General features: G+C 61.7%; 22 protein-coding genes and 1 pseudogene. 11 read left to right on the top strand and 12 right to left on the bottom strand.

Annotated elements, in window-relative coordinates:
* Positions 1–99: 99 nt before the first annotated feature.
* The 4 genes and pseudogenes from ACREP4_RS06815 to ACREP4_RS06800 all read left to right on the top strand — a co-directional run.
* Positions 100–1302 (top strand): aromatic amino acid transaminase, encoded by a 1203-nt coding sequence (locus ACREP4_RS06815; RefSeq protein WP_431595420.1) that lies wholly within the window; start codon positions 100–102, stop codon positions 1300–1302.
* Between the two features lie 409 nt (positions 1303–1711).
* Positions 1712–2725 (top strand): class 1 fructose-bisphosphatase, encoded by a 1014-nt coding sequence (locus ACREP4_RS06810; protein WP_431595419.1) that lies wholly within the window; start codon positions 1712–1714, stop codon positions 2723–2725.
* 249 nt (positions 2726–2974) lie between these two features.
* Positions 2975–3412: a nuclear transport factor 2 family protein gene (locus tag ACREP4_RS06805; protein WP_431595418.1), complete on the top strand. Its 438-nt coding sequence runs from the start codon at positions 2975–2977 to the stop codon at positions 3410–3412.
* A gap of 44 nt (positions 3413–3456) precedes the next feature.
* Positions 3457–3867 (top strand): annotated as a pseudogene (locus ACREP4_RS06800) (hypothetical protein); the annotation flags it as partial.
* On the opposite strand, the gene ACREP4_RS06795 reads toward ACREP4_RS06800, so the two are convergent.
* On the bottom strand, positions 3783–4874 hold the full coding sequence (locus ACREP4_RS06795) for a PA0069 family radical SAM protein (protein WP_431595417.1): 1092 nt from the start codon (positions 4872–4874) through the stop codon (positions 3783–3785). The pseudogene ACREP4_RS06800 and the gene ACREP4_RS06795 overlap by 85 nt on opposite strands.
* A 430-nt stretch (positions 4875–5304) precedes the next feature.
* Between ACREP4_RS06795 and cls the strand changes: the two genes are divergently transcribed.
* From cls to ACREP4_RS06775, 4 genes are all read left to right on the top strand, one after another.
* Positions 5305–6765, top strand: coding sequence for a cardiolipin synthase (gene cls / locus ACREP4_RS06790; protein WP_431595416.1), 1461 nt, complete (start codon positions 5305–5307; stop codon positions 6763–6765).
* Positions 6766–6809: 44 nt separating this feature from the next.
* Positions 6810–7418: a hypothetical protein gene (locus tag ACREP4_RS06785; RefSeq protein ID WP_431595415.1), complete on the top strand. Its 609-nt coding sequence runs from the start codon at positions 6810–6812 to the stop codon at positions 7416–7418.
* Between the two features lie 396 nt (positions 7419–7814).
* On the top strand, positions 7815–8099 hold the full coding sequence (locus ACREP4_RS06780) for a hypothetical protein (RefSeq protein ID WP_431595414.1): 285 nt from the start codon (positions 7815–7817) through the stop codon (positions 8097–8099).
* Positions 8096–8863: a pyridoxine 5'-phosphate synthase gene (locus tag ACREP4_RS06775; protein WP_431595413.1), complete on the top strand. Its 768-nt coding sequence runs from the start codon at positions 8096–8098 to the stop codon at positions 8861–8863. Before ACREP4_RS06780 ends, ACREP4_RS06775 begins: the two co-directional genes overlap by 4 nt.
* A 441-nt stretch (positions 8864–9304) precedes the next feature.
* Here ACREP4_RS06775 and ACREP4_RS06770 read toward each other — a convergent pair whose 3' ends face one another.
* The 11 genes from ACREP4_RS06770 to dnaA form a co-directional block, all read right to left on the bottom strand.
* Positions 9305–9715 carry an ExbD/TolR family protein gene (locus ACREP4_RS06770; protein ID WP_431595412.1) on the bottom strand — a complete coding sequence of 137 codons (411 nt, stop codon included), beginning with the start codon at positions 9713–9715 and terminating at the stop codon, positions 9305–9307.
* Between the two features lie 3 nt (positions 9716–9718).
* Positions 9719–10144, bottom strand: coding sequence for an ExbD/TolR family protein (locus ACREP4_RS06765; RefSeq protein WP_431595411.1), 426 nt, complete (start codon positions 10142–10144; stop codon positions 9719–9721).
* Between the two features lie 46 nt (positions 10145–10190).
* Entirely contained in the window at positions 10191–10934 is a 744-nt protein-coding gene (gene exbB, locus ACREP4_RS06760; RefSeq protein ID WP_057636103.1) for a TonB-system energizer ExbB, read from the bottom strand.
* 86 nt (positions 10935–11020) lie between these two features.
* Positions 11021–11692: an energy transducer TonB gene (locus ACREP4_RS06755; protein ID WP_431595410.1), complete on the bottom strand. Its 672-nt coding sequence runs from the start codon at positions 11690–11692 to the stop codon at positions 11021–11023.
* Between the two features lie 146 nt (positions 11693–11838).
* The gene (locus ACREP4_RS06750; protein WP_431595409.1) at positions 11839–13029 is read right to left on the bottom strand and encodes a tetratricopeptide repeat protein; all 1191 of its coding nucleotides are present in this window, start codon (positions 13027–13029) and stop codon (positions 11839–11841) included.
* Between the two features lie 130 nt (positions 13030–13159).
* On the bottom strand, positions 13160–13966 hold the full coding sequence (locus tag ACREP4_RS06745) for a M48 family metallopeptidase (RefSeq protein ID WP_431595408.1): 807 nt from the start codon (positions 13964–13966) through the stop codon (positions 13160–13162).
* 72 nt (positions 13967–14038) lie between these two features.
* The gene (locus ACREP4_RS06740; protein WP_431595407.1) at positions 14039–14887 is read right to left on the bottom strand and encodes a CPBP family intramembrane glutamic endopeptidase; all 849 of its coding nucleotides are present in this window, start codon (positions 14885–14887) and stop codon (positions 14039–14041) included.
* A gap of 82 nt (positions 14888–14969) precedes the next feature.
* Positions 14970–17429, bottom strand: coding sequence for a DNA topoisomerase (ATP-hydrolyzing) subunit B (gyrB, locus tag ACREP4_RS06735; protein WP_431595406.1), 2460 nt, complete (start codon positions 17427–17429; stop codon positions 14970–14972).
* A 114-nt stretch (positions 17430–17543) separates the two neighbouring features.
* Positions 17544–18638, bottom strand: a complete 1095-nt coding sequence (gene recF, locus ACREP4_RS06730; protein WP_431595405.1) for a DNA replication/repair protein RecF — start codon at positions 18636–18638, stop codon at positions 17544–17546.
* Between the two features lie 1176 nt (positions 18639–19814).
* Complete coding sequence (gene dnaN / locus ACREP4_RS06725; RefSeq protein WP_057635976.1) at positions 19815–20912, bottom strand: DNA polymerase III subunit beta; 1098 nt, start codon at positions 20910–20912, stop codon at positions 19815–19817.
* Positions 20913–21281: 369 nt separating this feature from the next.
* Entirely contained in the window at positions 21282–22613 is a 1332-nt protein-coding gene (gene dnaA, locus ACREP4_RS06720) for a chromosomal replication initiator protein DnaA (protein WP_431595404.1), read from the bottom strand.
* 254 nt (positions 22614–22867) lie between these two features.
* Here dnaA and rpmH point away from each other — a divergent pair, with 254 nt between their 5' ends.
* Genes rpmH through yidC form a run of 3 tightly spaced genes read left to right on the top strand, consistent with a single transcriptional unit; the run spans position 22868 to position 25214 of the window.
* On the top strand, positions 22868–23008 hold the full coding sequence (gene rpmH / locus ACREP4_RS06715; protein ID WP_006404565.1) for a 50S ribosomal protein L34: 141 nt from the start codon (positions 22868–22870) through the stop codon (positions 23006–23008).
* A 38-nt stretch (positions 23009–23046) separates the two neighbouring features.
* The gene (gene rnpA / locus ACREP4_RS06710) at positions 23047–23508 is read left to right on the top strand and encodes a ribonuclease P protein component (RefSeq protein ID WP_431595751.1); all 462 of its coding nucleotides are present in this window, start codon (positions 23047–23049) and stop codon (positions 23506–23508) included.
* Positions 23508–25214, top strand: coding sequence for a membrane protein insertase YidC (yidC, locus tag ACREP4_RS06705; protein ID WP_431595403.1), 1707 nt, complete (start codon positions 23508–23510; stop codon positions 25212–25214). The genes rnpA and yidC overlap by 1 nt, the downstream gene beginning before the upstream one ends.
* The last annotated feature ends 13 nt before the right edge of the window (positions 25215–25227 follow it).

Below are 25227 nucleotides of genomic sequence, written 5' to 3'. Positions count from 1 at the left end.
CAGCAACGCCCGGCCCTGCTACGATGGCGCGGTTCTGGCCGCCGTTTGTACTTCCAGCGCCGAACGCCCTCACTCCCCGCCACTGATACGAGTACCGCCGTGTCCTTCTTTGCAAACGTCGAACAGGTTCCTGGCGACCCGATTCTGGGTCTGACCGAGGCTTACAACGCTGACAGCCGCCCGACCAAGGTCAATCTTGGCGTGGGCATCTATTACGACGAGAGCGGCCGCATTCCGCTGCTGCGCGCCGTCAAACAGTACGAGCAGCAGTTGGTGGCTGAAGGCAAACCGCGCGGTTACCTGCCCATCGACGGCCTGCCGGCCTACACCTTGGCCACCCAGAAGCTGGTGTTCGGCGAAGGCTCTGATCTGCTTGCCGCTGGCCGCGTCGCCACCTCGCAGACCATCGGCGGCAGCGGCGCACTGCGCATCGGCGCCGACCTGCTCAAGCGTCTGCTGCCGCACGCCACCATCGCCATCAGCAATCCGAGCTGGGAAAACCACCGCGCCGTGTTCGGCGCCGCCGGTTTTGACGTGGTCGATTACACCTATTACGACGACGCCAGCCACGGCCTGAATTTCGCCGGCATGGTTGCCGACCTGCAGAAGCTGCAGCCGGGCTCGGTGGTGCTGCTGCACGCCTGCTGCCACAACCCGACCGGCGCTGACCTCAGCACCGAGCAGTGGAAGCAGATTGCCGCGCTGCTGAAAGACCGCCAGCTGTTCCCCTTCATCGACATGGCCTACCAGGGCTTCGACAAGGGCATCGAGCAGGACGGCCAGGCCGTGCGCATCATTGCCGAGGCAGGCATCGACAGCTTCATCGTCGCCAACTCGTACTCCAAGTCGTTCTCGCTGTACGGCGAGCGCGTGGGTGCGTTGTCGGTGGTGGGCCCGGATGCCGCCTCGACCAAGGCCGTGCAATCGCAGGTCAAGCGCATCATCCGCACCATCTACTCCAGCCCGTCCACCCACGGCGCCGCCCTGGTGGCCGGCGTGCTGGGCAGCGCCGAGCTGCGTGGCGTGTGGGAAGCCGAGCTGACCGAAATGCGCGAGCGCATCCACGCCCTGCGCGCTGGCATGGTGCAGAAGCTGGCCGCGCTGGGCGCGCCGGAATTCGGCTTCATCCAACAGCAGGCCGGCATGTTCTCCTACTCGGGCCTGAGCAAGGCACAGGTAGACACGCTGCGTGACGACTACGGCATCTACGCCGTCGGCACCGGCCGCATCTGCGTGGCCGCACTGAGCCAGAAGAACCTGGACTACGTGGCCAAGGCCGTTTACGAAGTCAGCCGCGGCTGAGGTTTCGTAGCGCCGATGTAAGCAAAAGCTCGGGGAAACCCGGGCTTTTGTGTTTTCCGGGTTGGAATCCGGGGTGTGGATGGTTAGTGGATAACGCCACAGAAGCATCCACCCCGCGCCGAAGGTGCAGGGAAGGGCCGGGGAGGGATCAGCTTTTACCCACAGCCCCCTGTGGATATCTCCCCAACCCCGCGCGTCTGCTCTGACCAGACACTTATCCACAGCGCAATCGCCGATACGGCGCACTCCCCAAGCGAACCCAGCCACGCCTGTGGATAAAATTTGCAGAACCCCGCAAGCGCCGATGTCCTTTCCTGTCCAGAACAGGACAACCCAACGCCATCGGCTCGTAAAAAAACGGACAACCCGCGACAATAGCGCCCCTTTCGTCTGAAGGTAGCTCCCGTCCATGTCCCGTACGTCGCTCACCCGCTTCCTGATCGAAGAACAGCATGCCCAGCGCATCAATGCCGACCTGCGCCAGTTGGTGGCCGTGGTGGCGCGCGCCTGCACCAGCATCTCGATCGCGGTGAGCAAAGGCGCCTTGGGCGGCGTGCTGGGCGATGCCGGCACCGGCAACGTGCAGGGCGAGGCGCAGAAGAAGCTGGACGTGATCTCCAACGAAATCCTGCTCGAAGCCAACGCCTGGGGCGGTCATCTGGCCGCCTGCGCATCGGAGGAAATGGACCACAGCCAGCTGGTGCCGTCGGAATATCCACAGGGCGATTTCCTGCTGTTGTTCGACCCGCTGGACGGCAGCTCCAACATCGACGTCAACGTCTCGGTGGGCACCATTTTCTCGGTGCTGCGCGCGCCCAAGGGTGTGGATAAGCCTGGGGATGAACACTTCCTGCAGGCCGGCACCCAGCAGGTGGCAGCCGGTTATTGCATCTACGGGCCCAGCACGATGCTGGTGCTGACCGTCGGCCACGGCACCCACGCCTTCACCCTGGACCGCGAAACCGGCGAGTTCGTGCTGACCCAGCGCGGCATGCAGGTGCCGGCGGACACCCAGGAGTTCGCCATCAACATGTCCAACCAGCGCCATTGGGAAGCGCCGATGCAGGGCTATGTGGCCGATCTGCTGGCCGGCAAGGAAGGTGCGCGCGGCAAGAACTTCAACATGCGCTGGATCGCCTCGATGGTGGCCGACGTGCATCGCATCCTGACCCGCGGCGGCATCTTCATCTACCCGTGGGACAAGAAGGATCCGACCAAGGCCGGCAAGCTGCGGCTGATGTACGAAGCCAACCCGATGTCGCTGCTGGTCGAACAGGCCGGCGGCGCCGCCACCAACGGCCGCGAACGCATCCTCGACATCGCCCCGGACCAACTGCACCAGCGCGTGCCGGTGTTCCTCGGCTCCCGCAACGAAGTGGCCGAAGCCACCCGTTACCACCGCGAGCACGACACCAAGGCCTGATAGCGTCGGCTTTGGCTTTGGCTTTGGCTTTGGCGTCGGCTTCGGCGTCGGCGTCGGCTTCGGCTTTGGCTTCAGCTTCGGCTTCGGCTCAAGCCCCTCTCCCGCTGCAGCGGGAGAGGGGTTGGGGTGAGGGCGCTCTACCGCTCCACTACTGAAACACCCCGATAAAGCCCGCCAAGCACCGCCCGGCACTACACAGACATCGTCATTCACGCCACCATTGGCGTCAGTTCCCCAGAGAACCTGCCGATGCGTTCATTGACCATCGTATTGCTGTCGCTGTTGCTGGCTCCCGCACTGGCCTGGGCACAAACGCCCGCCACGCTCGAACAAGCCGACGCCGCCTGGAACCAACTGCGCCTGCAGGGCGATGCCCAATCACTGGCGCCATTGCTCGCCGAAGACTGGCTGCTCACCCACTCCGACGGCCGCATCCAGCACAAAACCGACTACCTGCAGGAACTGGCCACGCGCCAGCGCCGCAATAGCCGCATCGACAACGAAGACGTGCAGATGCGTCGCTACGGCGACACCGCCATCATCACCGGCACCAGCGTCCAAGCGGCTGTCAGCGACGGCAAACCGTGGCAGGGACGCTTCCGCTTCACCCGCGTGTGGGTGCAGCGCGACGGGCACTGGCAGATGGTGGCCTCGCATTCGTCGCGGCTTGCGGAGGCCGCGCCATGAGCGGCGTGGATTTCATCGAGGTCTACGAACAAACGCGGTCGGCCGACGACGATTTTGACGAAGGCGAAACCGAGTTCCTGTTCCAGCAGCGCAAGGTCACGCCACGTATCGGCAACCTATTGATCGCCCCAACCGTGTTCACCCTCTCCCATCGCGGCAATCGCCCGTAGGCGGGGGATAAGTTCATCGCGACGAGCTGGATGTTGTTCCAGTCGGCGCAGCCGCTTTACGGCCAATACCACCGGTTCCCATCGCAGTCTGTAGGAGCGGTACTGGCCGCGAAGCTGACCAGAATTCTCTCAGCATGGCACTGCAATTGCAGATGCATCGTCGACTACCGGCTTCGCGGCCAAGGCCGCTCCTACCCGGCTCAGAACAACTCACCCTGCAATGAAGGCTTTTTCGGCGCCAACGGTGCGACGAATTTGCTGCAGTCCAGCCACGGCCATTGCTGACGCGATGCGTTGAAGCCCAGCCGTCGGCTGGCGAGTTTGAAACGGTTGGCCAATAGCTCCGCATACGCACCTTCGCCGCGCATGCGCTTGCCGAACGCGCTGCTGTAATCCTTGCCACCACGCAGTTGGTTGATGGTGCTCATCACGTGATCCGCGCGCTGTGGGTAATGCGCCTGCAGCCAATCACGGAACAGCGGCGCCACTTCATACGGCAGGCGCAGCAGCACGTAACCGGCACTGCTGGCACCGGCATTGCGCGCTGCTTCCAGCACGGCTTCCAACTCCGCATCGTTGATCCACGGAATCACCGGCGCCACCATCACGCCCACCGGAATGCCGGCATCACTGAGCCGCCGCATCGCGCGCAGACGTGCATGCGGCGCAGACGCACGCGGTTCGAGTTTTGCCGACAGGTGCGAGTCCAGCGAAGTCACCGAGAAATGCACGCTCACCAGCTTCTGCTCGGCCAGTGGCGCAAGCAGATCGATGTCGCGTTCGACCAGTGCGTTCTTGGTAATCAGCGAAAACGGATGCCGGGTTTCCTGCATCACTTCGATCAATTGCCGGGTGATGCCCAACTTGCGTTCGATGGGTTGGTAGGCGTCGGTGTTGATACCGAGCGCGATGGGTTGCGGCACGTAGCCCGGCTTGGCCAGTTCGCGACGCAGCACGTCGGCGGCGTTGGTCTTGGCGAAGATCTTGGTTTCAAAATCCAGCCCCGGCGACAGGTTGAGGTACGCGTGCGTGGGCCGCGCGAAGCAATACGAGCAACCGTGCTCGCAGCCCCGGTACGGATTGACCGATTGGCTGAAGCCCACGTCCGGCGAGTTGTTGCGGCTGATGATGCTGCGCGCGATTTCCGGGCGCACGTCGGTGCGCAGGCGCGGTTCGGCGAACTCCTCGCTCTCGTCCACCGACCAGCCGTCGTCAACGGCTTCGGCTATCTGGGTTTCAAAACGGCCGGCGAGGTGACTGGTGGCACCGCGGCCTTTGATCGGGGTAGGCATGCGCCTACGCTACCGCGCGCCTGTCGCAGATTCCGCGACGGGCCGCATTCAGCGGCTCCCGGCTTCAGCCGGTCTTGTGCTTGGTGGCGCCGCTGCCTTGGACGATCAACGTGACCCTGATCCGGCCGCTGAGCGCCGCACCTTCCCACGCTACCGTGCTAAGGGAATCCACCGAGTTATCCACAACATGATGAATGTGCTCGGCGCGGTTCTCTCGCTGGGCAGCAATGACGCCAGCAGTGAGCCTGGCGAGGATTCTGCTGCTGAGAGGCCTGCAATCTCAGGATTGTCCGAGATTGGATCGCTGATCCGCGCCGTGTCGACGGCAGTTCCCTCCGCAGCGCCCCGGTTATCGGGTACGGCCGCTGAAAAGTTACCCACAGCGTTGTCCACGGCACGCGTGACCGTCGGTGATGGCTAGAATCGGCGCATGCGCGAAACCCTGCAGGTCCTCTGGACCACCCTCACCAGCATTCCCCACCTGGCCCAGATTCTGGCCGCCACCTATGTCGTCTATCTGCTGGTGCTGGCCTGCTACATCGTCCTGCAGAAGCGCGAACCGGTGGCCACGCTCAGTTGGATCCTGTCGCTGGCGGCATTGCCTTACATCGGTCTATTCGTTTTTTACCTGTTCGGGCCGCAGAAAATCGTGCGCCAACGCCTGCGCCGTGGCCGCTCCCGCGAAGGCATGAGCACCTACGAAACCCTGTGTCCGCCCGACCAGCACTGCGCCGAGCTGGCCCGGGTTGGCCAGGCCACCACCGGCCTGTCGCCCAGCAGCGCCACCGACGTGGATTGGCTGGTGGACGGTGCAGCCACATACGCGGCCATCATCGACGCCATCGGTCAGGCGCGCCGTCATGTGAATCTGGAGTACTACATCTTCGAGCCCGACCACGCCGGCACGGCCATGCGTGATGCCTTGGTCGAGCGCGCCAAGGCTGGCGTGAAGGTGCGGCTGCTGCTCGATGCGGTGGGTTCGGCGCGTATCCGCAAGCACTTCCTGCAGCCGCTGTTGGACGCCGGTGGCGAAGTGGCCTGGTTTCATCCACGACAACTGCTCAAGCCATTCAAACGCCCGTGGTTGAACCTGCGTACCCACCGCAAACTGGTGGTGATGGACGGCGAGGTAGCCTTCACCGGCGGCATCAATGTCACCGACGAGGAAGACGACAGCCGCAACCCCAACGCCTATCGCGACCTGCATATGCGCATCCGCGGGCACGTCGTGCACAGCCTGCAGCTGGTCTTTCTGGAGGACTGGATCTACGCCACCGGGCAGAGCGACAGCGTGTTCCAACGCACCGATTTGTTCCCGCCCGACGTTCCCACCCGCGCGCAGGGCAGCATCCAGGCGCAGGTGCTGATTTCCGGCCCGGATTCGGCGTGGGAACCGATCCACCGCCTGCATGTGGCCGCCATCCAGGAGGCCAAGCGCCGCGTCTGGTTGGTGACACCGTATTTCGTGCCCGGCGAAGCCGCGCGCATGGCGCTCACCTCGGCCGCGCTCGGCGGGCTGGACACGCGGTTGATGGTGCCCAAGCAAAGCGATTCCAAATTTGTCACCTTGGCCGCACGCTCGTATTTCGACGAGCTGCTGGAAGCCGGCGTGCGCATCTTTGAATACGGCCCGCGCATGTTGCACAGCAAAGCCTTCATCGCCGACGACCACACCTGCATCGTCGGCACCGCCAACTTCGATCACCGCAGCTTCCGCCTCAATTTCGAGCTGTCGATGATGTACACCGACCGCAAGCTGACTGCCGAACTGGACGCCATCCTGCGCGAGGAATTCAACAGCGCGACCGAAGTGCGATTGAACCGTCGCCGCCCGCTGTGGCGCGAACGCCTGCCTGAAGCCTTCGCACGGCTGGCCTCGCCGCTGCTCTGATCGGATTCGCCGCTTCAGGAAATACCGTTTGTCCACAGCCATCTGTGGACAACTCTCTGGACATGGTGCGCCGGGGTTTTCCCTTCCAGCGCATCATCGACTCCGCGAATTCGCATGGAAACGATGGGGCAGGGCTCGGCTGCATGCAGGCAATCTTTCCGCCGCATGCTGCATTACAGATATCCACAATTACCTGTGGACAACTGCTTGAGCGAGCGGGCGCGACCGCCTCGTCCAGCAGCAGCGTCATCCAGACGCGCGTCCACATTGGGTTTCGCGAGTACGCACTGCACGGCGCGGCCCTTCGGCCGACGCCGTGCATCATGGATATCCACAATCAGCTGTGGACAACTATTTGGACGGATGCACGCGATCTCTACTGCCGACGGCAACAGCGCGGCATGCGCGTTTTTCCGCAGGGAGTTCCACGGGCATGGTCCGTTGCATGCAGACGCTCCAAGCCGGGTGGTGAAGATATATCCACAGCGGCCTGTGAACAACTGCTTGAACGAAGCGGCAGCCGCGCTACTACTCACTTCAAAGCACATCTCACATGGAACTTCTTTCCGGGAGATCCGCTTTCGCGGCACAACGCCCTGCCGCACATGCCATGCATTGCGGATATCCACAGTTCCCTGTGGACAGTTTTTTGAACAACGTCGGCTCATGCGCTCGGCCCGAGTAAAGCCCGTACGCGACACGTTCCCGCTTCGAGTAACGCTGAGCATGCCAATCCCGATGCCTGCGTGCCGGAACCCGCGACGCGCGGCTGCAGTGCTCAATGTGATGGGCGCAAAGGCGCATCCGCCTCCCGTGTGCTGCCGCCAAGGGGGAACCGTCATCCTTCCTCGCTCGGCAACTCGCGCAGGCCAAACAACAGAGTTATGCACAGCTGCCCCGACCAACGGTAGGGGTTCGGCGCGCAGACGGCACACGCCCGGAAACTGCAATTCAGCATCTCCAAAATCAGCTCGAAATCACGCCATAACACGTGGAACAGCAGCGCCCGGCGCCGTTACACTGCACCTCTCTACGGGGAGGTCGTGTCCATGTACTGGCTGTTTCTGCTGCTCGCACTCGGTGCATTCGTGCTCGCCATTTCGACAACACAGATGTGGCTGTTGGTGCTGTCGTTGTTCGCCTCGCTGCTGTTCACGGTGCTGTGGGTAAAAGGCTTGTTTGCCGCCCGCGTTGGCGGCGTGGTCAGCGACGCACCTCGGCCGTTGCATGCGGCCGAATTGCAGGCACTGCGTGATCAACTGCGTAGCCAGAACGCGGCGCAGGAACCGGCGCAGGACAGCCCGACAACAAAGAACGATCCCGCACAGCCATGACCAGTCTCAGCGTCAACGTCAACAAGATCGCCGTGTTGCGCAACTCGCGCGGCGGCACCGATCCGGATGTGGTGCGCGCGGCGATGACTTGCCTGCGCGCCGGCGCCCACGGCATCACCGTGCACCCGCGACCGGACCAACGCCACATTCGCGCCGATGACGTGTTCGCGCTATCCGAACTCACGCGTCAGCACGGCGTCGAGTTCAACATCGAAGGCAACCCGTTCGCGCCACCGCGCGAGGGATATCCCGGCCTGCTGCAGCTGTGTGAGCAGACCCGCCCGGCGCAGGCCACTTTGGTGCCCGACACCGACGGCCAGCTCACCTCCGATCACGGGTTTGATTTCGCCCGCGATGGCGAACGTCTGCGCCCGTTGATCACGGAATTGAAGAGCTATGGCTGCCGCGTCAGCCTGTTCGTCGATGCCGGCAACGCAGACATCGCACAAGCGGCCGCACTCGGTGCCGACCGCATCGAGTTATACACAGGCCCGTATGCCGAAGCCTTCGCCAACGGCAACCTGGAACAGGCACCCCCCCAGTTCGTCACCGCCGCGCGCCGCGCACAAGCCGCCGGTCTGGGCGTCAACGCCGGCCACGATCTGTCGCAGGCCAATCTCTACCATTTCCTGTCGCACGTCCCCGACGTGCTGGAAGTTTCCATCGGTCACGCCCTGATCGGCGAAGCGCTGTACGACGGCCTGGAAACCACTGTCACCGAGTACCTGAAACTCATCACTCAGGCCGACAGCCCCGCCACCTGAGCGATACCGCAGGGCAGCGGGGCAGGGCGGCCCACGCTTCCACGAAGAACACGGCGTATCCGCCCGTGTTCCAGCCCAGAGATCCACAACCACTCACAACCTCGGCCGCAGACCGCGCGGCGGGATCAACTGTGGATAACTGAGAGGCTGTGGATAAATTCCACATCTTCGCGGCTGAAGCCGCACCTACAGATCACAACAAACCCTTCCGCCGCGAGCGCTCACTGCCGCTGGAGGAGCGGCTTCAGCCGCGAAGCCGACAATGCTTATCGCGCGCTCAGCACCTAGCACGCGGCCGATGGATACCTGCAGTAACCGAGCCATGCGCAGCATCGCTCTCACCCAATCCACCAACGCGTATCCGTTCAAAAACCGCAAAAAAAAAAAGACGCCTCCGAATAACGGAGGCGTCTTCCAGTCGCGTCATGACTTGGTGTTACGTCACTGCACGAAACCGATCTTCTTCATCTGAGCATTCTTCGCCTGGGCAAGAATCTTGGCCATGACGTCGTACTCCGAATCCGGGCTGGCTTCGATGCGAAGTTCCGGCTGGTTGGTCGGATCCTTCTGTACTTCTTCTTCCATCTTCTGCTGCAGGTCGCCCACGTTCACCGGACTGTTGTTCCAGTAAACCTGGTTGCTCGCATCCACACGCAGATCAATCGGCGGCGGCGGCTCGCGCACCTGCGGCGGCGGGTTGATAACCCGCTGCGGCAGATCCACGGCGATCGGGTACGTCATGATCGGCGCGGTCACGATGAAGATGATCAACAGCACCAGCATCACGTCCACGAGGGGCGTGACGTTGATGTCGGCCATTGGGCCCTTGTTACCACCACTACTGAATGCCATCGCTTATTGCCCCTTTACTTTGGTAGCAACGAAGCCGACGTCCAACATGCCCTGACCCTGCGCGATCTTTGTTACTTCATTGATCACGCTCATCTTGGTGGTTTTGTCACCACGAAGATTCAGCGGCGGCTGCGGCGTTTGCTGGGCAGCGGTAGCGAAACGCGATTCCAAGGTCTCCTTGGAGACCTTCTCGTCGTTCCAGTAGAGCGTCCCGTCTTCCGTGACGGCAACCGTGATCGGATTCGGACGCTTTTCAGCATCTTCCGGATTCTGAATCAGGTTGGCCTCGGGCAACTCCACCTTGACCTTGTGGGACATCAGGGGAGCCGTGATGATGAAGATGATCAGCAGCACCAACATCACGTCCACGAGGGGCGTCACGTTGATGTCGGCCATTGGGCCGCTGCTGTTGCCACTACTGAAAGCCATAACGGGCTCCGTCTATATCGTTGCGATGACTGCTCGGCTTACTGGATTAGCGAACGCGCGAACCAGTGGCGAAGAAGTCGTGCAGGTCGTGAGCGAACGTATCGAACTTGCTGATCGTGGCGCTGTTGATCTTGCTGAAGAAGTTGAAGGCGAACACGGCCGGGATAGCCACGAACAGACCGATGGCGGTCATGATCAGTGCTTCACCCACCGGGCCGGCAACGGCGTCGATCGAGGCAGAACCGGTAGCACCGATCTTGATCAGCGCGCCGTAGATGCCCCACACGGTACCCAGCAGACCAACGAACGGAGCGGTTGCACCGACGGTAGCCAGAAGGATCATGCCGCCCTGCAGACGGTTCGATTCGCGGGTCACGGCCTGACGCAGGGCGCGATCAACGAATTCCGAACGGCTCAGGGTTTCGCCGGCACCAGCCTGCTGGTGATGGGCAGCGGCCTGGGCAGCGTCCAGAGCGATCTTGGAGAACGGCTCCGAAGCCGGCTGTTCTTCCATGGCGCGGATTGCGTCCTGAGCGTTCGGGGCATCCCAGAACAGGCCCGGCACGCGATCAGCGGCCGACTTCAGGCGGGTGGTACGGAAGATGTTGATGACAGTCCAGTACCAGGACATTGCCGACATCGCCACCAGGGTGATCAGCACGACCCAGGAGACGGCGAAATCGCCCGGCTTGGAGGTCATTTCGTGGATCAGATGCTCGAAGCCCATCTGCGAGAGCGCGTTGTTTGCGTTGCCCCCGGCAGCGGCGGCGATGAAAATTTCCTGCAGCATGACGCTTACCTTTGTTGTGTGTGGTGTTAAAGGGTGTTGCTAATGTCGAGCTGTTGGGCGGGCGACCGCAAGGGCCGCCACGCCGATCAGCTCAGCGCAAAGTTGACTGGGACGCGGACGCGACCAGCTGCCTTCGACCCACCACTCTGGGCGGGGTTGAACTTCCACTTGCGCGCCGCTTCCATTGCAGCTCGGTCGAGGTCGCGGTTGCGGCTGGATTTCTCGACGGACACATTGGTGACGTTGCCGTTGGCATCGACATCAATGATCAGGATGACCTCGCCCTGAATACCTGCGCGGAATGCGGCCGGCGGGTAACGCGGCGGGTTCATTGCCTTGGACGAGATGTCCACGCTGGCCTGGATATCGACCGGCGGTGAAGGCGGCGACGGCGGCGACGGCGGGGTCACCACGTCGTTGGGACGCGGCTCCGGTACGTCGATCACCGGGGCTTCCGGCGGCGGCGGCAGCGGCGAGGGCTTCGGCGGCGACAGGTTCTTGACCGGCGGCGGCGGAGTGTCCTGCGGCGGCGGCGGCGGCGGCGGCGGCGGTGGCGGCGGCGGTGCGTCGACCAGCGTCACCATGACGTTGCGTTCCTTTTCCGCTGCGGCCTTTGGGGCCACGGCAGGAATAAGAAGCATCATCAGAGCTGCCAGATGAAGTGCGATTACAAAGGCGATACCGGCAATGCGAGGCCAGCTGAGCCCCGTATCTTTTTCGCCGTCATGCCTGTGGTGGAAGACCAGTTGTTCCGTCATGCGCCAAGAACTCGTTAGTGGGGCCGGAACGACGCTGTTTTGTCGCCCCTGATTCAGCGGTGCATGACACCGCAGGAACCTCCAAGCTTATACCAATCCTGACCAGCTGCGCATCACAAATACAGCTGTTCAGGCGTTATTCCTGCTTACTTCAGGTTGATGATTTTGTCAGCATCGCCAGGGTTTTTGACACCCTTTGCCTTCGCATCGCGCGCGGCCTGCTTGGCTTCGGGAATACGACCTTCCGCATGCAGAACACGTGCCAGATTGAGATACGTCTCGCCATCCTTGGACAACGGCGCGGCGTTACGCCATGCCTCGATCGCCTGCGGCACCTGATCGGTGTAGTAGTACGACTGCGCCAGTGCCAGGTAGGTCTGGTAATCCGGCTTGAGGATGCCCTTGGACATGCCCTCGTTGATCACCGCAATGACGTCCCGTTCCTTGTTCTCGGTGTTGGCATAGATCGAATACAACTGCTTGTATTCGCGCTCTTCGGTGAGCTGTCCAGCCGCACGCAGTTTGTCCATCACTGCAGCAGCCTTGTCCATCTGATCGGCCTGCATGTACATGCTGGCCAGGTTGAGCTGGGCTTTCTTGTCGGCCGGGTTCTTGGCCGCCAGTGCCTCGGCTTCCTTCACCGCTTCACCGGTCTGGCCAGCTTCAGCGTAGGCCGCCATCAGCAGCTGGTTCCAGTTGTCCTTCGGCTCGGGCGAGGCGGCGATGGCCGCTTTCAGCACCGGAATGGCCTCGGCGTACTTTTCGCTCTGGTACAGCGCCTGACCCTTGATGATCAGTTCTTCCGGCTTATTCGACTTGGACTCGGCGAAGTACTTGTCCAGGTTGGCCAGGCCTTCGGCGTACTGATCGTCCTGCAACTGCAACTGGGCCAGCATCAGCAGGGCTTGGTAGTGGCCGTTGTTGTCCAGCGCGTTGAGGGTGACGGCCTGCTGCAGGTACTGCTTGGCTGCGGCGGAGTCTTCCAGGTTGTACGCGGCCTGCGATGCCAGCTGGTTGGCAACAGCCTTGTCGTAGTCGTTGGCATCGGCAGCGGCGATGATTTCATCGGCCAGCGTGCGGGTTTCTGCGTACTCGTCCTTGTTGTAGGCGGCGAACAGCTTGTTGAGCTTGCTGCCCATCTTCGAGGAGGCCTTGCCCTTGGGTTCTTCGCGGGTGGCTTCCGGGAACAACACTTCGGCCTTGGCCGAACCACGATTGCCACGTTCACCGCGTTCGCTGGAACGCGACTGCGCCGAAGCGTCAGCCACCACAACACCACCAAGCGCGGTCGCGATGAGGACGGAAAGCACGGCTTGTTTAGGGCTGCGGAAGATCATGGTTCACCTCATTGAAACCGCCGGGGCGGCAAGAATTCAGACAATCGGAAAGAAACCGAGCTCGCAAACGTATCAGAAAATATTTAACGGAGAAATCACTTCCGTTGGTGTACTGCAACAATCTCCCGTTTCATCCGCATCTCGGGGTTATCCCGGATTGCCGCGCTTGCCGGTAAATCGGCTCCAGTGCGGGCGCGTCACGTTGTAATTCGCGGATGCGATTGGCCGGGTCGGGGTGGGTCGACAACCATTGCGGAGAACGGTTTCCACTGGCCGCCATCATGTTCTGCCACAGGTTGACCGCCTGCGCCGGATCAAAACCGGCCTGGGCCATCAGCCGCTGGCCGACCACGTCGGCCTCGCTTTCCTGGGTGCGCGAGCCGGGCAGCAGCACCAGGGTCTGCGCACTCATGCCGCCGAGTTGGCTGACCGTGTTGGCGGCCGTGTTGCCGTAGGCGGCGCCGGCCAGCGCGCTTGCCACCTGCAGCAGACCCGAAGCGCCGAGCTGCTTGGTGATGCGTTCTTCGTGATGGCGCGAAATGACATGACCGATTTCATGGCCGATGACTGCAGCGAGCTGGTCCTGGTTGCGGGCCACGGTGAAAATGCCGGTATTCACACCAACCTTGCCGCCGGGCAGGGCAAACGCATTGGGTTCTTTGTCGGCAAAGACCACTGTTTCCCAACGTACGCCACGGTACTGAGGAGGCAACTGGGCGATAAGTGCGTTGACCACGCACTGCACATACGCGTTCTGTTTGCCGTCGCGGTTGACGGTCTCCTTGGCCTTGGTCTCGGCGAATGCCTGTGCACCCAACTGATCCAACTGCTGCTGGGAAACGCCACCTACCACCTGACGTCGCCCAGTGGGAGACGTGGTGGTCGCACATGCGCTGAGAAGCAGCGCGGCAACGGTGGCAAGGATGACGGCTTTCATGGAAGAACCCCCACATTCATGACTGCAGTGTGCGAGTGCAGTGCTTAATTTTTCGTCAATCGCAATAGAGAATCATTGCGTACCGAAAATAACCAAAGCCGCCAACGCGATCGCGTTGTTGATCGAATGGGCGCCGATGGCTGCCCAAAGCGTGCCGGTGCGGCGATACAGCCAGGCAAATGCCGCGCCCATTCCGCCATAGATCAGCCACAACTGGATCATCGCCGGCAGTGTGTTGGGGCTGGTGCCGGGAATTTCGTGGACCAGCGCGAACGCAGCACTGCTCAACAGCATGCCCAGCCACGGCCGGTCTGCCGCCCACAGGCGCCCAAACAACACGCGTCGGAACAGCAGCTCTTCGTAGGCCGGCGCCAGAAACACCGCGAATGCCACCAGGAAAGCGGGGTAGTTGGCCAGCGCCTGCTCCATCAGCGGCAGGTTGGTCGGAACCGGTTCAATACCAAACTGCTTGGCGATCATGCCGATCAGGCTGCTGCCGGCAAATACGCATGCGGCCACCAGCACGGTCCACCCCCACGTTGCCGGCCGCAACGCGGCCACCCGCGATTGCGTGCGCTCGGCTGGAGTTGCGCGACGGCGCCAGAAATACAGCAACAACGCTGCGCCACCGGTGCCGATCAAAGCGATCAACATCTGCGCCAAGGCACCGGGTTGACCCAGCAGGTCGGCCATGTCCGCTGCGGCCGGCGTCCCCGCACCAGTGCGCGCCGCTTCCATGCCCACTTCGATACCGCGCCACAGTCCCCACACCACGCTGCAAACCAAGCTCAACGCCAACAAGGCGCCGATGGCAATCAGCAGATCCAGGCCAAAACCTGCCACCGGCGAACCGGGACGGCGGGTGGCAGGCGGCAAGGAAGCCGTAGGGGAAGTAACCGGAACCGGGGGAGGGAGGGACATCGCAGGCCTGTGGGTAGCAGCTGACGGGCAAAAAAAACGGGCGCCGCGAGAAGCAGGCGCCCGCTGTTGCGTCTGGATTGTGTCAGATATCCAGATTCATGACTTTCAGCGCGTTGTCCTCGATGAAATCACGGCGTGGTTCAACCACGTCCCCCATCAAGGTGCTGAAGATCTGATCGGCTTCCACCGCATCTTCGATGCGAACCTGCAGCAGACGGCGTGTATCCGGGTTCACGGTGGTGTCCCACAACTGCTCCGGATTCATTTCACCCAGACCCTTGAATCGCTGGATCTGGCGGCCCTTCTTGGCTTCTTCCATCAACCAGGCCTGCGCCTGAGCGAAGCCGCTGACCTCGGTGCTCTTGTTGCCACGGCTGATGCTGCCGCCTTCGCGGATCAGACCATGCAACAGCTGCGATGCTTGGTGCAGCGGACGCAGTTCGCCAGATTCAAATGCCGACAGCGGCAGCACCTGGATGTGTTCTTCGCCCATGTGACGGCGGGTGACCAGCACGGCGGCCGGACGGTTTTCGTTCGGCTCCTGCAGCACCAAGCTGAAACGTGGCGTGCCGAGGCTGCCCTGGTTCAAACGCTTGGCCAATGCATCCAGGCCTTCGCCTTCGCCGGCAGTGCGCAGATGCTGCAGATCCATCGGCGTGAAATCGACCAGCGCCTCCAGCACTTGGCGATCGTAGCGGTGCGCATTGCGATCAATGGCGGCCTGCGCGCTGGCGTAGGTCAGCAGCAGTTTTTCCAGTGCCACGCCTTCGATCGGCGGCTCGCCGGTGGCCGGCGTCAACGCGGCGTTTTCCACTGCACTGTTGGCCAGGTACGCATCCAGCGCCGGGTCGTCCTTGAGATACAACTCGGTCTTGCCCTGCTTGATTTTGTACAGCGGCGGCAGGCCGATGTAGACGTAACCACGCTCGATCAGCTCAGGCATCTGACGGTAGAAGAACGTCAACAGCAGCGTGCGGATGTGCGCGCCGTCGACGTCGGCGTCGGTCATGATGATGATCTTGTGGTAACGCAGCTTGTCCGGGTTGTATTCGTCGCGGCCAATGCCGGTGCCCAGTGCGGTGATCAGCGTACCGACCTGGTCCGAGGCCAGCATGCGATCGAAACGGGCACGTTCCACGTTGAGGATCTTGCCGCGCAACGGCAGTACCGCCTGGTTCTTGCGGTTACGGCCCTGCTTGGCCGAGCCACCTGCCGAGTCACCCTCGACGATGAACAGTTCGGACAGCGCCGGATCTTTTTCCTGGCAGTCGGCCAGCTTGCCGGGCAAGCCGGCGATATCCAGCGCGCCCTTGCGGCGGGTCAGATCGCGCGCCTTGCGGGCGGCTTCACGGGCACGGGCGGCATCGACGATCTTGCCGGCGATGATCTTGGCTTCGTTCGGATTTTCCTGCAGGAACGCTTCCAGACGCTGGCCGAAGGCATTTTCCACCGCCGGACGCACATCGGAGCTGACCAGCTTTTCCTTGGTCTGGCTGGAGAAGCTCGGATCGGGCACCTTCACCGACAGCACCGCGATCATGCCTTCGCGCATGTCATCGCCGGTCAGGCTGATCTTGGCCTGCTTAGCAATGCCGTTCTGCTCGATGTAGTTGTTCAACACGCGGGTCAACGCAGCGCGGAAACCCGCCAGGTGGGTACCGCCATCCTTCTGCGGGATGTTGTTGGTGAAGCAGTACATCGACTCCTGATAGGAATCGGTCCACTGCAACGCAACTTCAACCGTGATGCCGCCGTGCTCGCCGGTGACCGAGATGACATTCGGATGCAACGGGGTCTTCAGCTGTGCCAGATGCTCCACGAAGCTGCGGATGCCGCCTTCGTAATGGAAATCATCATGACGGCCTTCGCCGCGCTCGTCGGTCAGCGAGATCTTGACGCCGGAGTTGAGGAACGACAGTTCGCGCAGGCGCCGGGTGAGAATTTCGTAATGGAATTCAACGTTGTCGTTGAATGCCTTCACCGACGGCCAGAAGCGCAGTGACGTACCGCGCTTGCTGGTTTCTTCCAGCTTCTTCAGCGGATACACCGCGGCACCGTCGCTGAATTCCTGCTGGTAGTGGTAGCCACCCTGGTAGATATCCAGCACCAGCTTCTGCGACAGGGCGTTGACCACGCTGACACCAACGCCGTGCAGACCGCCGGAAACCTTGTAGCTGTTGTCGTCGAACTTGCCGCCGGCATGCAGGACGGTCATCACCACTTCGGCAGCAGACACTTCGCGATCGAGCTTCTTGCTCATCTGCTCGTGCTTGCCGACCGGAATACCGCGACCGTTGTCCGATACCGACACCGAGCCGTCGGCGTGGATGGTCACCGACACATTGTCGGCGTGACCCGCCAAGGCTTCGTCGATGGAGTTATCGACAACCTCGAACACCATGTGGTGCAGACCGGTGCCGTCATGGACGTCACCGATGTACATGCCAGGACGCTTGCGGACCGCTTCCAGACCTTCCAAAGCGGTAATGCTGTTTGCGTCGTAGTTGCCGTTATTGGCCGGGATGTTCTGTTCTTCGGTCATTGCGCTGGCCATGGGCTCCGCAGGTCACACACCCGCCCCGGTTGGGGCAGATGCACGAGAGATAGGGGATTGCGTCCCGATTATACCCGCCGGGCAGATTTCCGCCCTGAAGCGTCAGTTCAACGCCAGAACCGCGCCATGTTCCACGTGGAACACCGCCGCGGGGCGCAATTCGGACTCCAACGCAGGAGGGACTTCCGTCGCGGTAATAAAAACCTGCGCCGGTGTCGCCGCCAAACGCTGCAATACGCGCTGCTGGTGATTGCGATCCAGCTCCGATCCCAGATCGTCCAGCGCAATTACCGGCCATTCGCCGCGTTCGGCCGCGTAGTCGTCAGCCTGTGCCAGCAGACAGGCCAATGCGGTCAGCTTGGCTTGGCCACGCGAAAGCGCGTCGCGCCCCGGAATCTGCGCAAAGCCTACCGTCCAATCGGCCCGATGAGGACCGACCGAGGTGTAACCCGCCATCCGGTCGCGGTCGCGAGCCAGCAACAATGCGTCGGCCAGGGACATTTCGTTGCGACGCCACCCCGGCTGCAGCTCCATCGTCTGCAACTGCAGGCCTGGCGCCAACTCAGCGGCAAGCGTGACGGCGCGCTCCTGCAAGCGCTCCAGATACTGTTGACGACGGGAAGTGAGGGGCGTTCCGGCCTGTGCCAGCTCCAAATCCCAGGCATCCAGCTGTTTTCCGGGCGCTCCTGCCTTGAGCAGCGCGTTGCGCTGCTTCAGGGCACGCGTGTAACGGCGCCAAAGCGGTAGGAAGTCAGGTTCCACGTGGAACAATCCCCAATCGACGAAACGTCGACGCGGCTCGCTGCCACCACTGACCAATGCGTGGCTTCCGGGCTCGAACGTCACTACCGCCAAAGCGGCACAAAGGGTGCCCAGCTGGGGAACATCTTCGCCATCCAGCCTGCCTTTCCAGGTTTGCCCGCTATGACGCAGCCCGGCGCGGCGCGTTATGCCCCCCGAATCGGTGCCTTCCTGCCATTCCACGAACACATCCAGGCCTTCAGCACCTTTCTGCACCAGGCCATCACGCACCCGCCCGCGAAAACTGCGGCCGTAGGCCATCAAATGCAGGGCTTCAAGCAGGCTGGTCTTGCCCGCGCCATTGGCGCCGGTGATCAGGTTGATACCAGGGCGGGGCGATAACTCCACCGAATCGAACCGACGCACGCGGTTCAAGGCAACACGGACGATATGCATTGACGCTCGAAAGAAATCGCGATGCCGCTACGACGCTCGTGGCTGGCAGAGGCGCAGCTTAAAGCATCCGCATGGAGCACGTTCTTCAAACGCGGGGGCGGCAGATCCACTCCACGTGGAACAACCCAAGATTTCTTCAAATCTGAAGAGCGATGCCGTCCACACCTCTGCAGATTTCACGAAATCGCGCCTTAATTTCCAAAAGGGCAGCTCTGGGGGTAAGCCCTGTGTATAAGTAGGGCGACCTGTGGATAAAAAAGCCTCTTAGCGGGTCCAACCCAGTTATCCACAGATATCCACAGGCCCAAAGGGCAGTTTTACAGGGGGTTTCAAGGCTAATAACCTTATTTAGAACAATAACTTAGGGTAGTTCTACATAAAATCTGGCCCTACCATCACCACCATGCTTTAGATTTATTCTCAGATTTAAAGCATAGAGCTACGGGAAACGGTCAGCAGAAGCAGGGCAAAAGCCGATGCGTGTTTCTTTGAATCCTGCGAGGCTGAGGGCTGCTCCCTTGCTCAGATTTCACGAAATCAGAGGCACGTTTGGCCGCGAGATTGGGAGACGATCTTTCATGCCCCGAGTGATCGCGCCAACTGGATCGTTCGGGCTTTGGATTTGTTGAGATCTGCAGGAAGTCGAGGGCTCAACGCAGTCAAATGCTCGAAACTTCAGCGCTTCTATCGACGGCTTACGTCCACCTCCAACTGCGCTATTTCTTGCAAGCTGGTTTTGTAGAAGCCGCAAGAAAGCCTGAAACCGGAAGCAGGCCCTAAAGCAGTAGCGACACCAGCAGAACCAGCTGATCCCAGCCATTACGACGCGGTCTTGCGGAGACATTCCCAGCGCCAGCGCTTGAAACGTTGAATCCGGTCGGGTGATGTCAGGGCAGAGCTCTCGAATGTGCGCTCAATGCTTCGGCTGATTACAGGGAAATCGCCACCGTTCGCCGTTTACGACAATCAGCAGGTCCAATCGGAATCAACGCGCTGGCTCACTTCAGGTCTACGGTTCCACGTGGAACATAGCTCCGCGCGGGAGAATTCCTGTCCGACAGGAGGGCGATGCCGAGCATGGCTCGGCACTACATGGCTCCGGTTTCATCCAAACCCCACGGCCACAAAAAAGCCCGGCTTTCGCCGGGCTTCTTCGTGTTCCACGTGGAACGTCGGTCAGAGACGCAACGGCATCACCACGTGACGCGACTTCTCGCTACTGGCTTCGCGCACCAGCGCCGAGGAGTTGGAATCGCGCAACTGAATCACAACGTGCTCATCGCGCAATGCCGAAAGGGCATCCAGCAGGTAGTTCACGTTGAAGCCGATGGCCAGGTCGCTGACCTCGGTGTCGGCTTCGATTTCTTCCTGCGCTTCTTCCTGCTCCGGGTTGTGCGCGCTGAGCTTCAGCTGCCCCGGGGTCACTTCAACGCGAACGCCGCGGTACTTTTCGTTCGACAAAATGGCCGCACGCTGCAGCGAAGCCCGCAGCATCTCGCGATCCACCTTCACTTCGCGGTCGGCGCCAATCGGAATCACCGCTTCGTAATCCGGGAAACGGCCGTCGATCAGCTTCGAGGTGAAGGTCACATCGTCGCGCTTCACGCGGATGTGGCTACGGCCGACTTCCAGCTCAACTTCACGGTCGCCGCCTTCCAACAAGCGCTGCAATTCGGTCACGCCCTTGCGCGGAACGATGATCTGGCGCTTGCCGGTGCTGGTTTCCAGCGAGGTTTCGCACAAGGCCAGGCGGTGACCATCGGTGGCCACGCAACGCAGGGTTTTGTCGCGAAGGTCGAACAACAGGCCGTTGAGGTAATACCGCACGTCCTGCTGCGCCATCGCGAACGCAGTGCGCTCGATCAGTTCCTTCAACGCCGCTTCCGGCACGGCAACGCGCTCGGTGGCTTCGACTTCGTCAACCGACGGGAAATCATTGGCCGGCAACGTTGCCAGGGTGAAGCGGCTGCGGCCGGCTTGAACGGTGATCTTGTCGCCCGTCTGCGAAACCGTGATGCGGCTGCCGTCGGGCAGGGCACGGATGATTTCGAACAGCTTGCGCGCCGGAATCGTGGTTTCACCGTCCTGGGCGTCTTCGACCGCGATGCGGGAGACCATCTCCACTTCCAGGTCGGTGCCGGTCAATGAGAGCTGACCGCCCTGCACCTGAACCAGAAAATTGGCCAGAACCGGGAGAGTCTGGCGGCGTTCAACCACGTTGACGACCTGGGCCAACGGCTTGAGAAAGGCTTCGCGCTGCAGTGTGAAACGCATGTGGTTTCGTGCCCCTATGCTCTTAAAAGATGTGGGTTAAATCTAAAGCTTGGTGGTGCTGGTAGGGCCAGATTTGGCCGAAAACCAGCTTAACTATTTGTTTATAAAGGGTTTCTACGCTTTGAAACCCATGTACTACTGGCCCGGAACCAGAGGGTGAAGCTGTGGATAAATTTGGCCTCGAAAAGAAACCAATTTTTATCCACAGATTCTCCCGTGGTTACCCCCGAATCATGCACCGTTTTGTGCGATGACGCCCGTGTGGCGTCGGTGCATCATTCGTCTCGCTTCCTGCCCTGACCTCCGGTGACCTGATGACTGACCCACGCAAATCGGCAATGCGCCTGTCTTCCGATCACCCCAGAACCGCTACTCGCTGAGTTTGCGAATGAGCTTGTCCCAGTCCTCACGCAGCTTGCCGTCGGCTTCCATCAGCGTTCTGATCTGGCGGCAGGCATGCAGCACGGTGGTGTGGTCACGGCCAGCGAAGGCATCGCCGATTTCCGGAAGGCTGTGTTCGGTCAGTTCCTTGGTCAGCGCCATCGCCACCTGGCGCGGACGGGCCAACGAACGGGTACGGCGCTTGGACAACAGATCCTTGATCTGCAGCCCGTAGTAATCGGCCACGATCTTCTGGATGTTGGGAATGCTGATCGCCTGCTGCTGGGCACGCAGCAGGTCGCGCAGGGTTTCCTGGGCAAACTCGGTGGTGATGGCACGGCCGGTGAAGTTGGCGCGCGCGGTCAGCGTATTGAGTGCACCTTCCAGATCGCGCACGTTCGAGCGCATCTTCTTGGCGATCAGGAACGCCACGTCATCCGGGATTTCAGCACCACGTTCCAGGGCTTTTGCCAGCACGATGGCAGCACGGGTTTCAAAATCCGGCGGCTCGATGGCCACCGACAAACCCCAGGCCAAACGCGATTTCAAGCGCGCTTCCAGGCCTTCCACCTCACGCGGATAGCGGTCGCAGGTCAGGATGATCTGCTGCTTGCCATCGAACAACGCGTTGAACGTGTGGAAAAACTCTTCCTGGGTACGGTCTTTGCCGGCAAAGAACTGGATGTCATCGATCAGCAGCGCGTCCACTTGCTGGAACTGGCGCTTGAACTGGTCCATGGTTTTTTCCTGCAGCGCACGGATCATCGCGCTGAAGAACTGTTCCGACCGCAGATACAGCACTTTCGCAGCCGGATTGGCCTGCCGCATCGCATTGCCGGCGGCCAGCATCAGGTGGGTTTTACCCAGACCGGTGCCGCCGTACAGCAACAGCGGGTTGTGCGAACGGTCGCCCGGCTTCTGCGCCGCCTGGAACGCCGCGGCCAAACCGAGCTGGTTGCTGCGGCCTTCGACGAAGTTGGCGAAGGTGTAGTGCGAATCCAGGTTGCCGTTGAACGGCACCACCGGCGGGGCCGGTGCCGCCGGGAACCCGGCCGGCACCGCCACGGGCGCCGGTTCCGGTGCGCGCGGACGCGAACCGATTTCCAGAATCACCTCGCCGAAACCGGCGAAATGGGCCAGCAGTTCGGAGATGCGTGACAGGTAACGTTCGCGCACCTGCTCGACAATGAAGGCATTGGGCGCGTACAGCACGAGGCTGTCGGCACGTTGGTCGGCCTGTAACGGCTTCAACCAGGTGTGGACATCTTCGGGCGGGAATTCCGCCTCCAGACGTTCAAGGCAAAGGGACCATGCATCCATCAGAAATAATCATCAAAGGCCTTGTCAGCCGGGCGCAGAAAGCCGCCGGGTCACAGACCGGAAAGGGGGGAAGTGGATGGCGCAGACTACCACCGCCGGCCGGATGCGGGAATGCTTGTCCCCGATTTATTCACAGGCTCATCCACAAGCTATGCACCGGCCTGTGAACTTTATCTGCTGGCCACGCTTGACGAGGTGGGGGGGCGGTCTATAGGATTGCCGGTTCTTTCCGTCTCTTTCATACAGGTGCCCCCATGGCCACCAAGCGCACGTTCCAACCCAGCAACCTCAAGCGCAAGCGCGATCACGGCTTCCGCGCTCGTATGAAGACCGCTGACGGCCGCAAGATTCTGTCGCGTCGCCGCGCCAAGGGCCGCAAAGTCCTCAGCGCTTGATTGCGTTGCCGCTCATCGCGGCAAATGCAAATCCGATTGTGAGCAGTGACTTCCCGCGCAAGCGATTCCCTCGCTCTGCGCGGGTTCGTACGCGTGCCGAATATTCAACGGTCTTCAACGGTGCCCGCCGTGTATCTGATCCGCTGATGACACTCCACTGGCTGAAAGGGGAATCCCCCGCTCGGCTGGGCATGGCTGTGTCACGGAAGGTCGATACGCGTGCGGTCGGCCGTAACCGTATCAAGCGTGTGTTGCGCGATGCAACACGCCATCTTTTGCCGTGTCTGGCGCCTGGCGATTTTGTCGTCGTGGCCCGTTCCGCGGCAAAAACCGCTGACAACCAACAGATCCGCGAGGCGTTTGAACGCCTGTTGCGCCGTGCAGGTGCATTGCCCCCTGCGGTTGCGGGCGGCACAATGCCGCCGCGCGAGGGCGTCAGCCCTCTTCCTTCTTTGAACGCGCCGGAAACCCCATCCGGTGGAGCCGAGCCTGCCTGCTGATGAACCAGACCCGTGTATTCCTGATTTTTGCCTGGCTGATGGTGGCAGTGCTGTTGTGGATGGAATGGGGTCGCGAGAAGAACGCGCCGGATCCCGCCACCGTTGCGGCAGCCCAACTTGCTGTGCCTGCCGCCACCGATGCGGATCTGGCCCCGCCAACCGCCGGTAACGTGCCGCAGGCCGCTGTACCGGGGCAGGCGCCGGCCGTCGCCGGTGTGGAAGCGACGACCACCGTCAATGCCGCGCCGCGTGTGACCGTCACCACCGACGTGCTCAAGCTGGTGCTGGATGGCCGCAGCGTGCTCGATGCCGATCTGCTGCAGTTCCCGCAGACCAAGGCCGCCGGCAGCCCGCCGGTGCAGCTGCTGACCGAAGACAAGGCGCATCCGTACAGCGCCACTGCCGGTTGGGCCAGCCAGGCCAACTCGCCGGTGCCGGGCGCGACCGGCTTCCAGCCGGCACAGCCGGTTACCGACGTGGTGCTGGCCGATGGCCAGGCCGAAGTGCAGGTGCCGTTCGTGTGGAATGGCCCGGATGGCGTCAGCATCCACCGTACCTACACCTTCAAGCGTGGCGATTACGCCATCAGCGTGAAGGATGAAGTGGTCAATGCCGGCACCACGCCGTGGCAGGGCTATGTGTTCCGCAAGCTGGACCGCGTGCCGCCGGTGATCACCAAGGGCATGACCAATCCGGATTCCTTCAGCTTCAACGGCGCGACCTGGTACAGCCCGGAAGAAGGCTACGAGCGTCGTGCGTTCGCCGATTTCCTCGACGACGGCAAGCTCAACCGCACCATCACCGGTGGTTGGGCGGCGATGCTGCAGCACCACTTCTTCACCGCGTGGATTCCGCAGGCTGACCAGTCCTCGCTGTACCTGCTTGAGCAGAACGGTCCGCGCCATGTGATCGAAGCGCGCGGCCCGGGTTTCACCGTGGCCCCGGGCCAGAAGGTGAGCACGCAGGCACGCTTGTGGGTGGGCCCGAAGCTGGTCAACCAGATTGCCAAGGAAGACGTGAAGGGCCTGGACCGCGTGGTCGATTACAGCCGCTTCTCGTTGATGGCGGTGATTGGCCAGGGCTTGTTCTGGGTGTTGAACCAGGTGCACAAGCTGGTCGGCAACTGGGGCTGGGCGATTGTCGGCCTGGTGATCCTGCTGAAGATGGCGTTGTTCCCGCTGGCCAATGCGCAGTTCAAGTCGCAGGCCAAGATGCGCAAGTTCCAGCCGCGCATCGCGCAGCTGAAAGAGCGCTACGGCGACGACAAGCAGAAGTTCCAGACGGCAATGATGGAGCTGTACAAGAAGGAAAAGATCAATCCGCTGGGTGGCTGCTTGCCGCTGCTGATCCAGATGCCGATCTTCTTCGCCCTGTACTGGGTGCTGGTGGAGTCGGTGGAGCTGCGTCAGGCGCCGTGGTTTGGTTGGATCCAGGACCTGACCGCGCGTGATCCGTACTTCATCCTGCCGCTGATCAACATTGCAGTGATGTGGTTCACCCAGAAGCTGACGCCAGCGGTGGGCATGGACCCGATGCAGCAGAAGATGATGCAGTTCATGCCGCTGGTGTTCGGCGTGATGATGGCCTTCATGCCGTCCGGCCTGGTGCTGTACTGGGTGGTCAACGGTGGCCTGAGCCTGCTGCAGCAGTGGGCGATGATCAAGAAGCACGGCCAGGATGTTCCGGCCAAGGTCGAAGCCAAGTAATCGTGAAAGCCCG

It is taken from the genome of Stenotrophomonas sp., assembly GCF_050737575.1.
Lineage (GTDB): Bacteria > Pseudomonadota > Gammaproteobacteria > Xanthomonadales > Xanthomonadaceae > Stenotrophomonas.
This window is presented reverse-complemented; position numbering and strand designations above follow the sequence as displayed.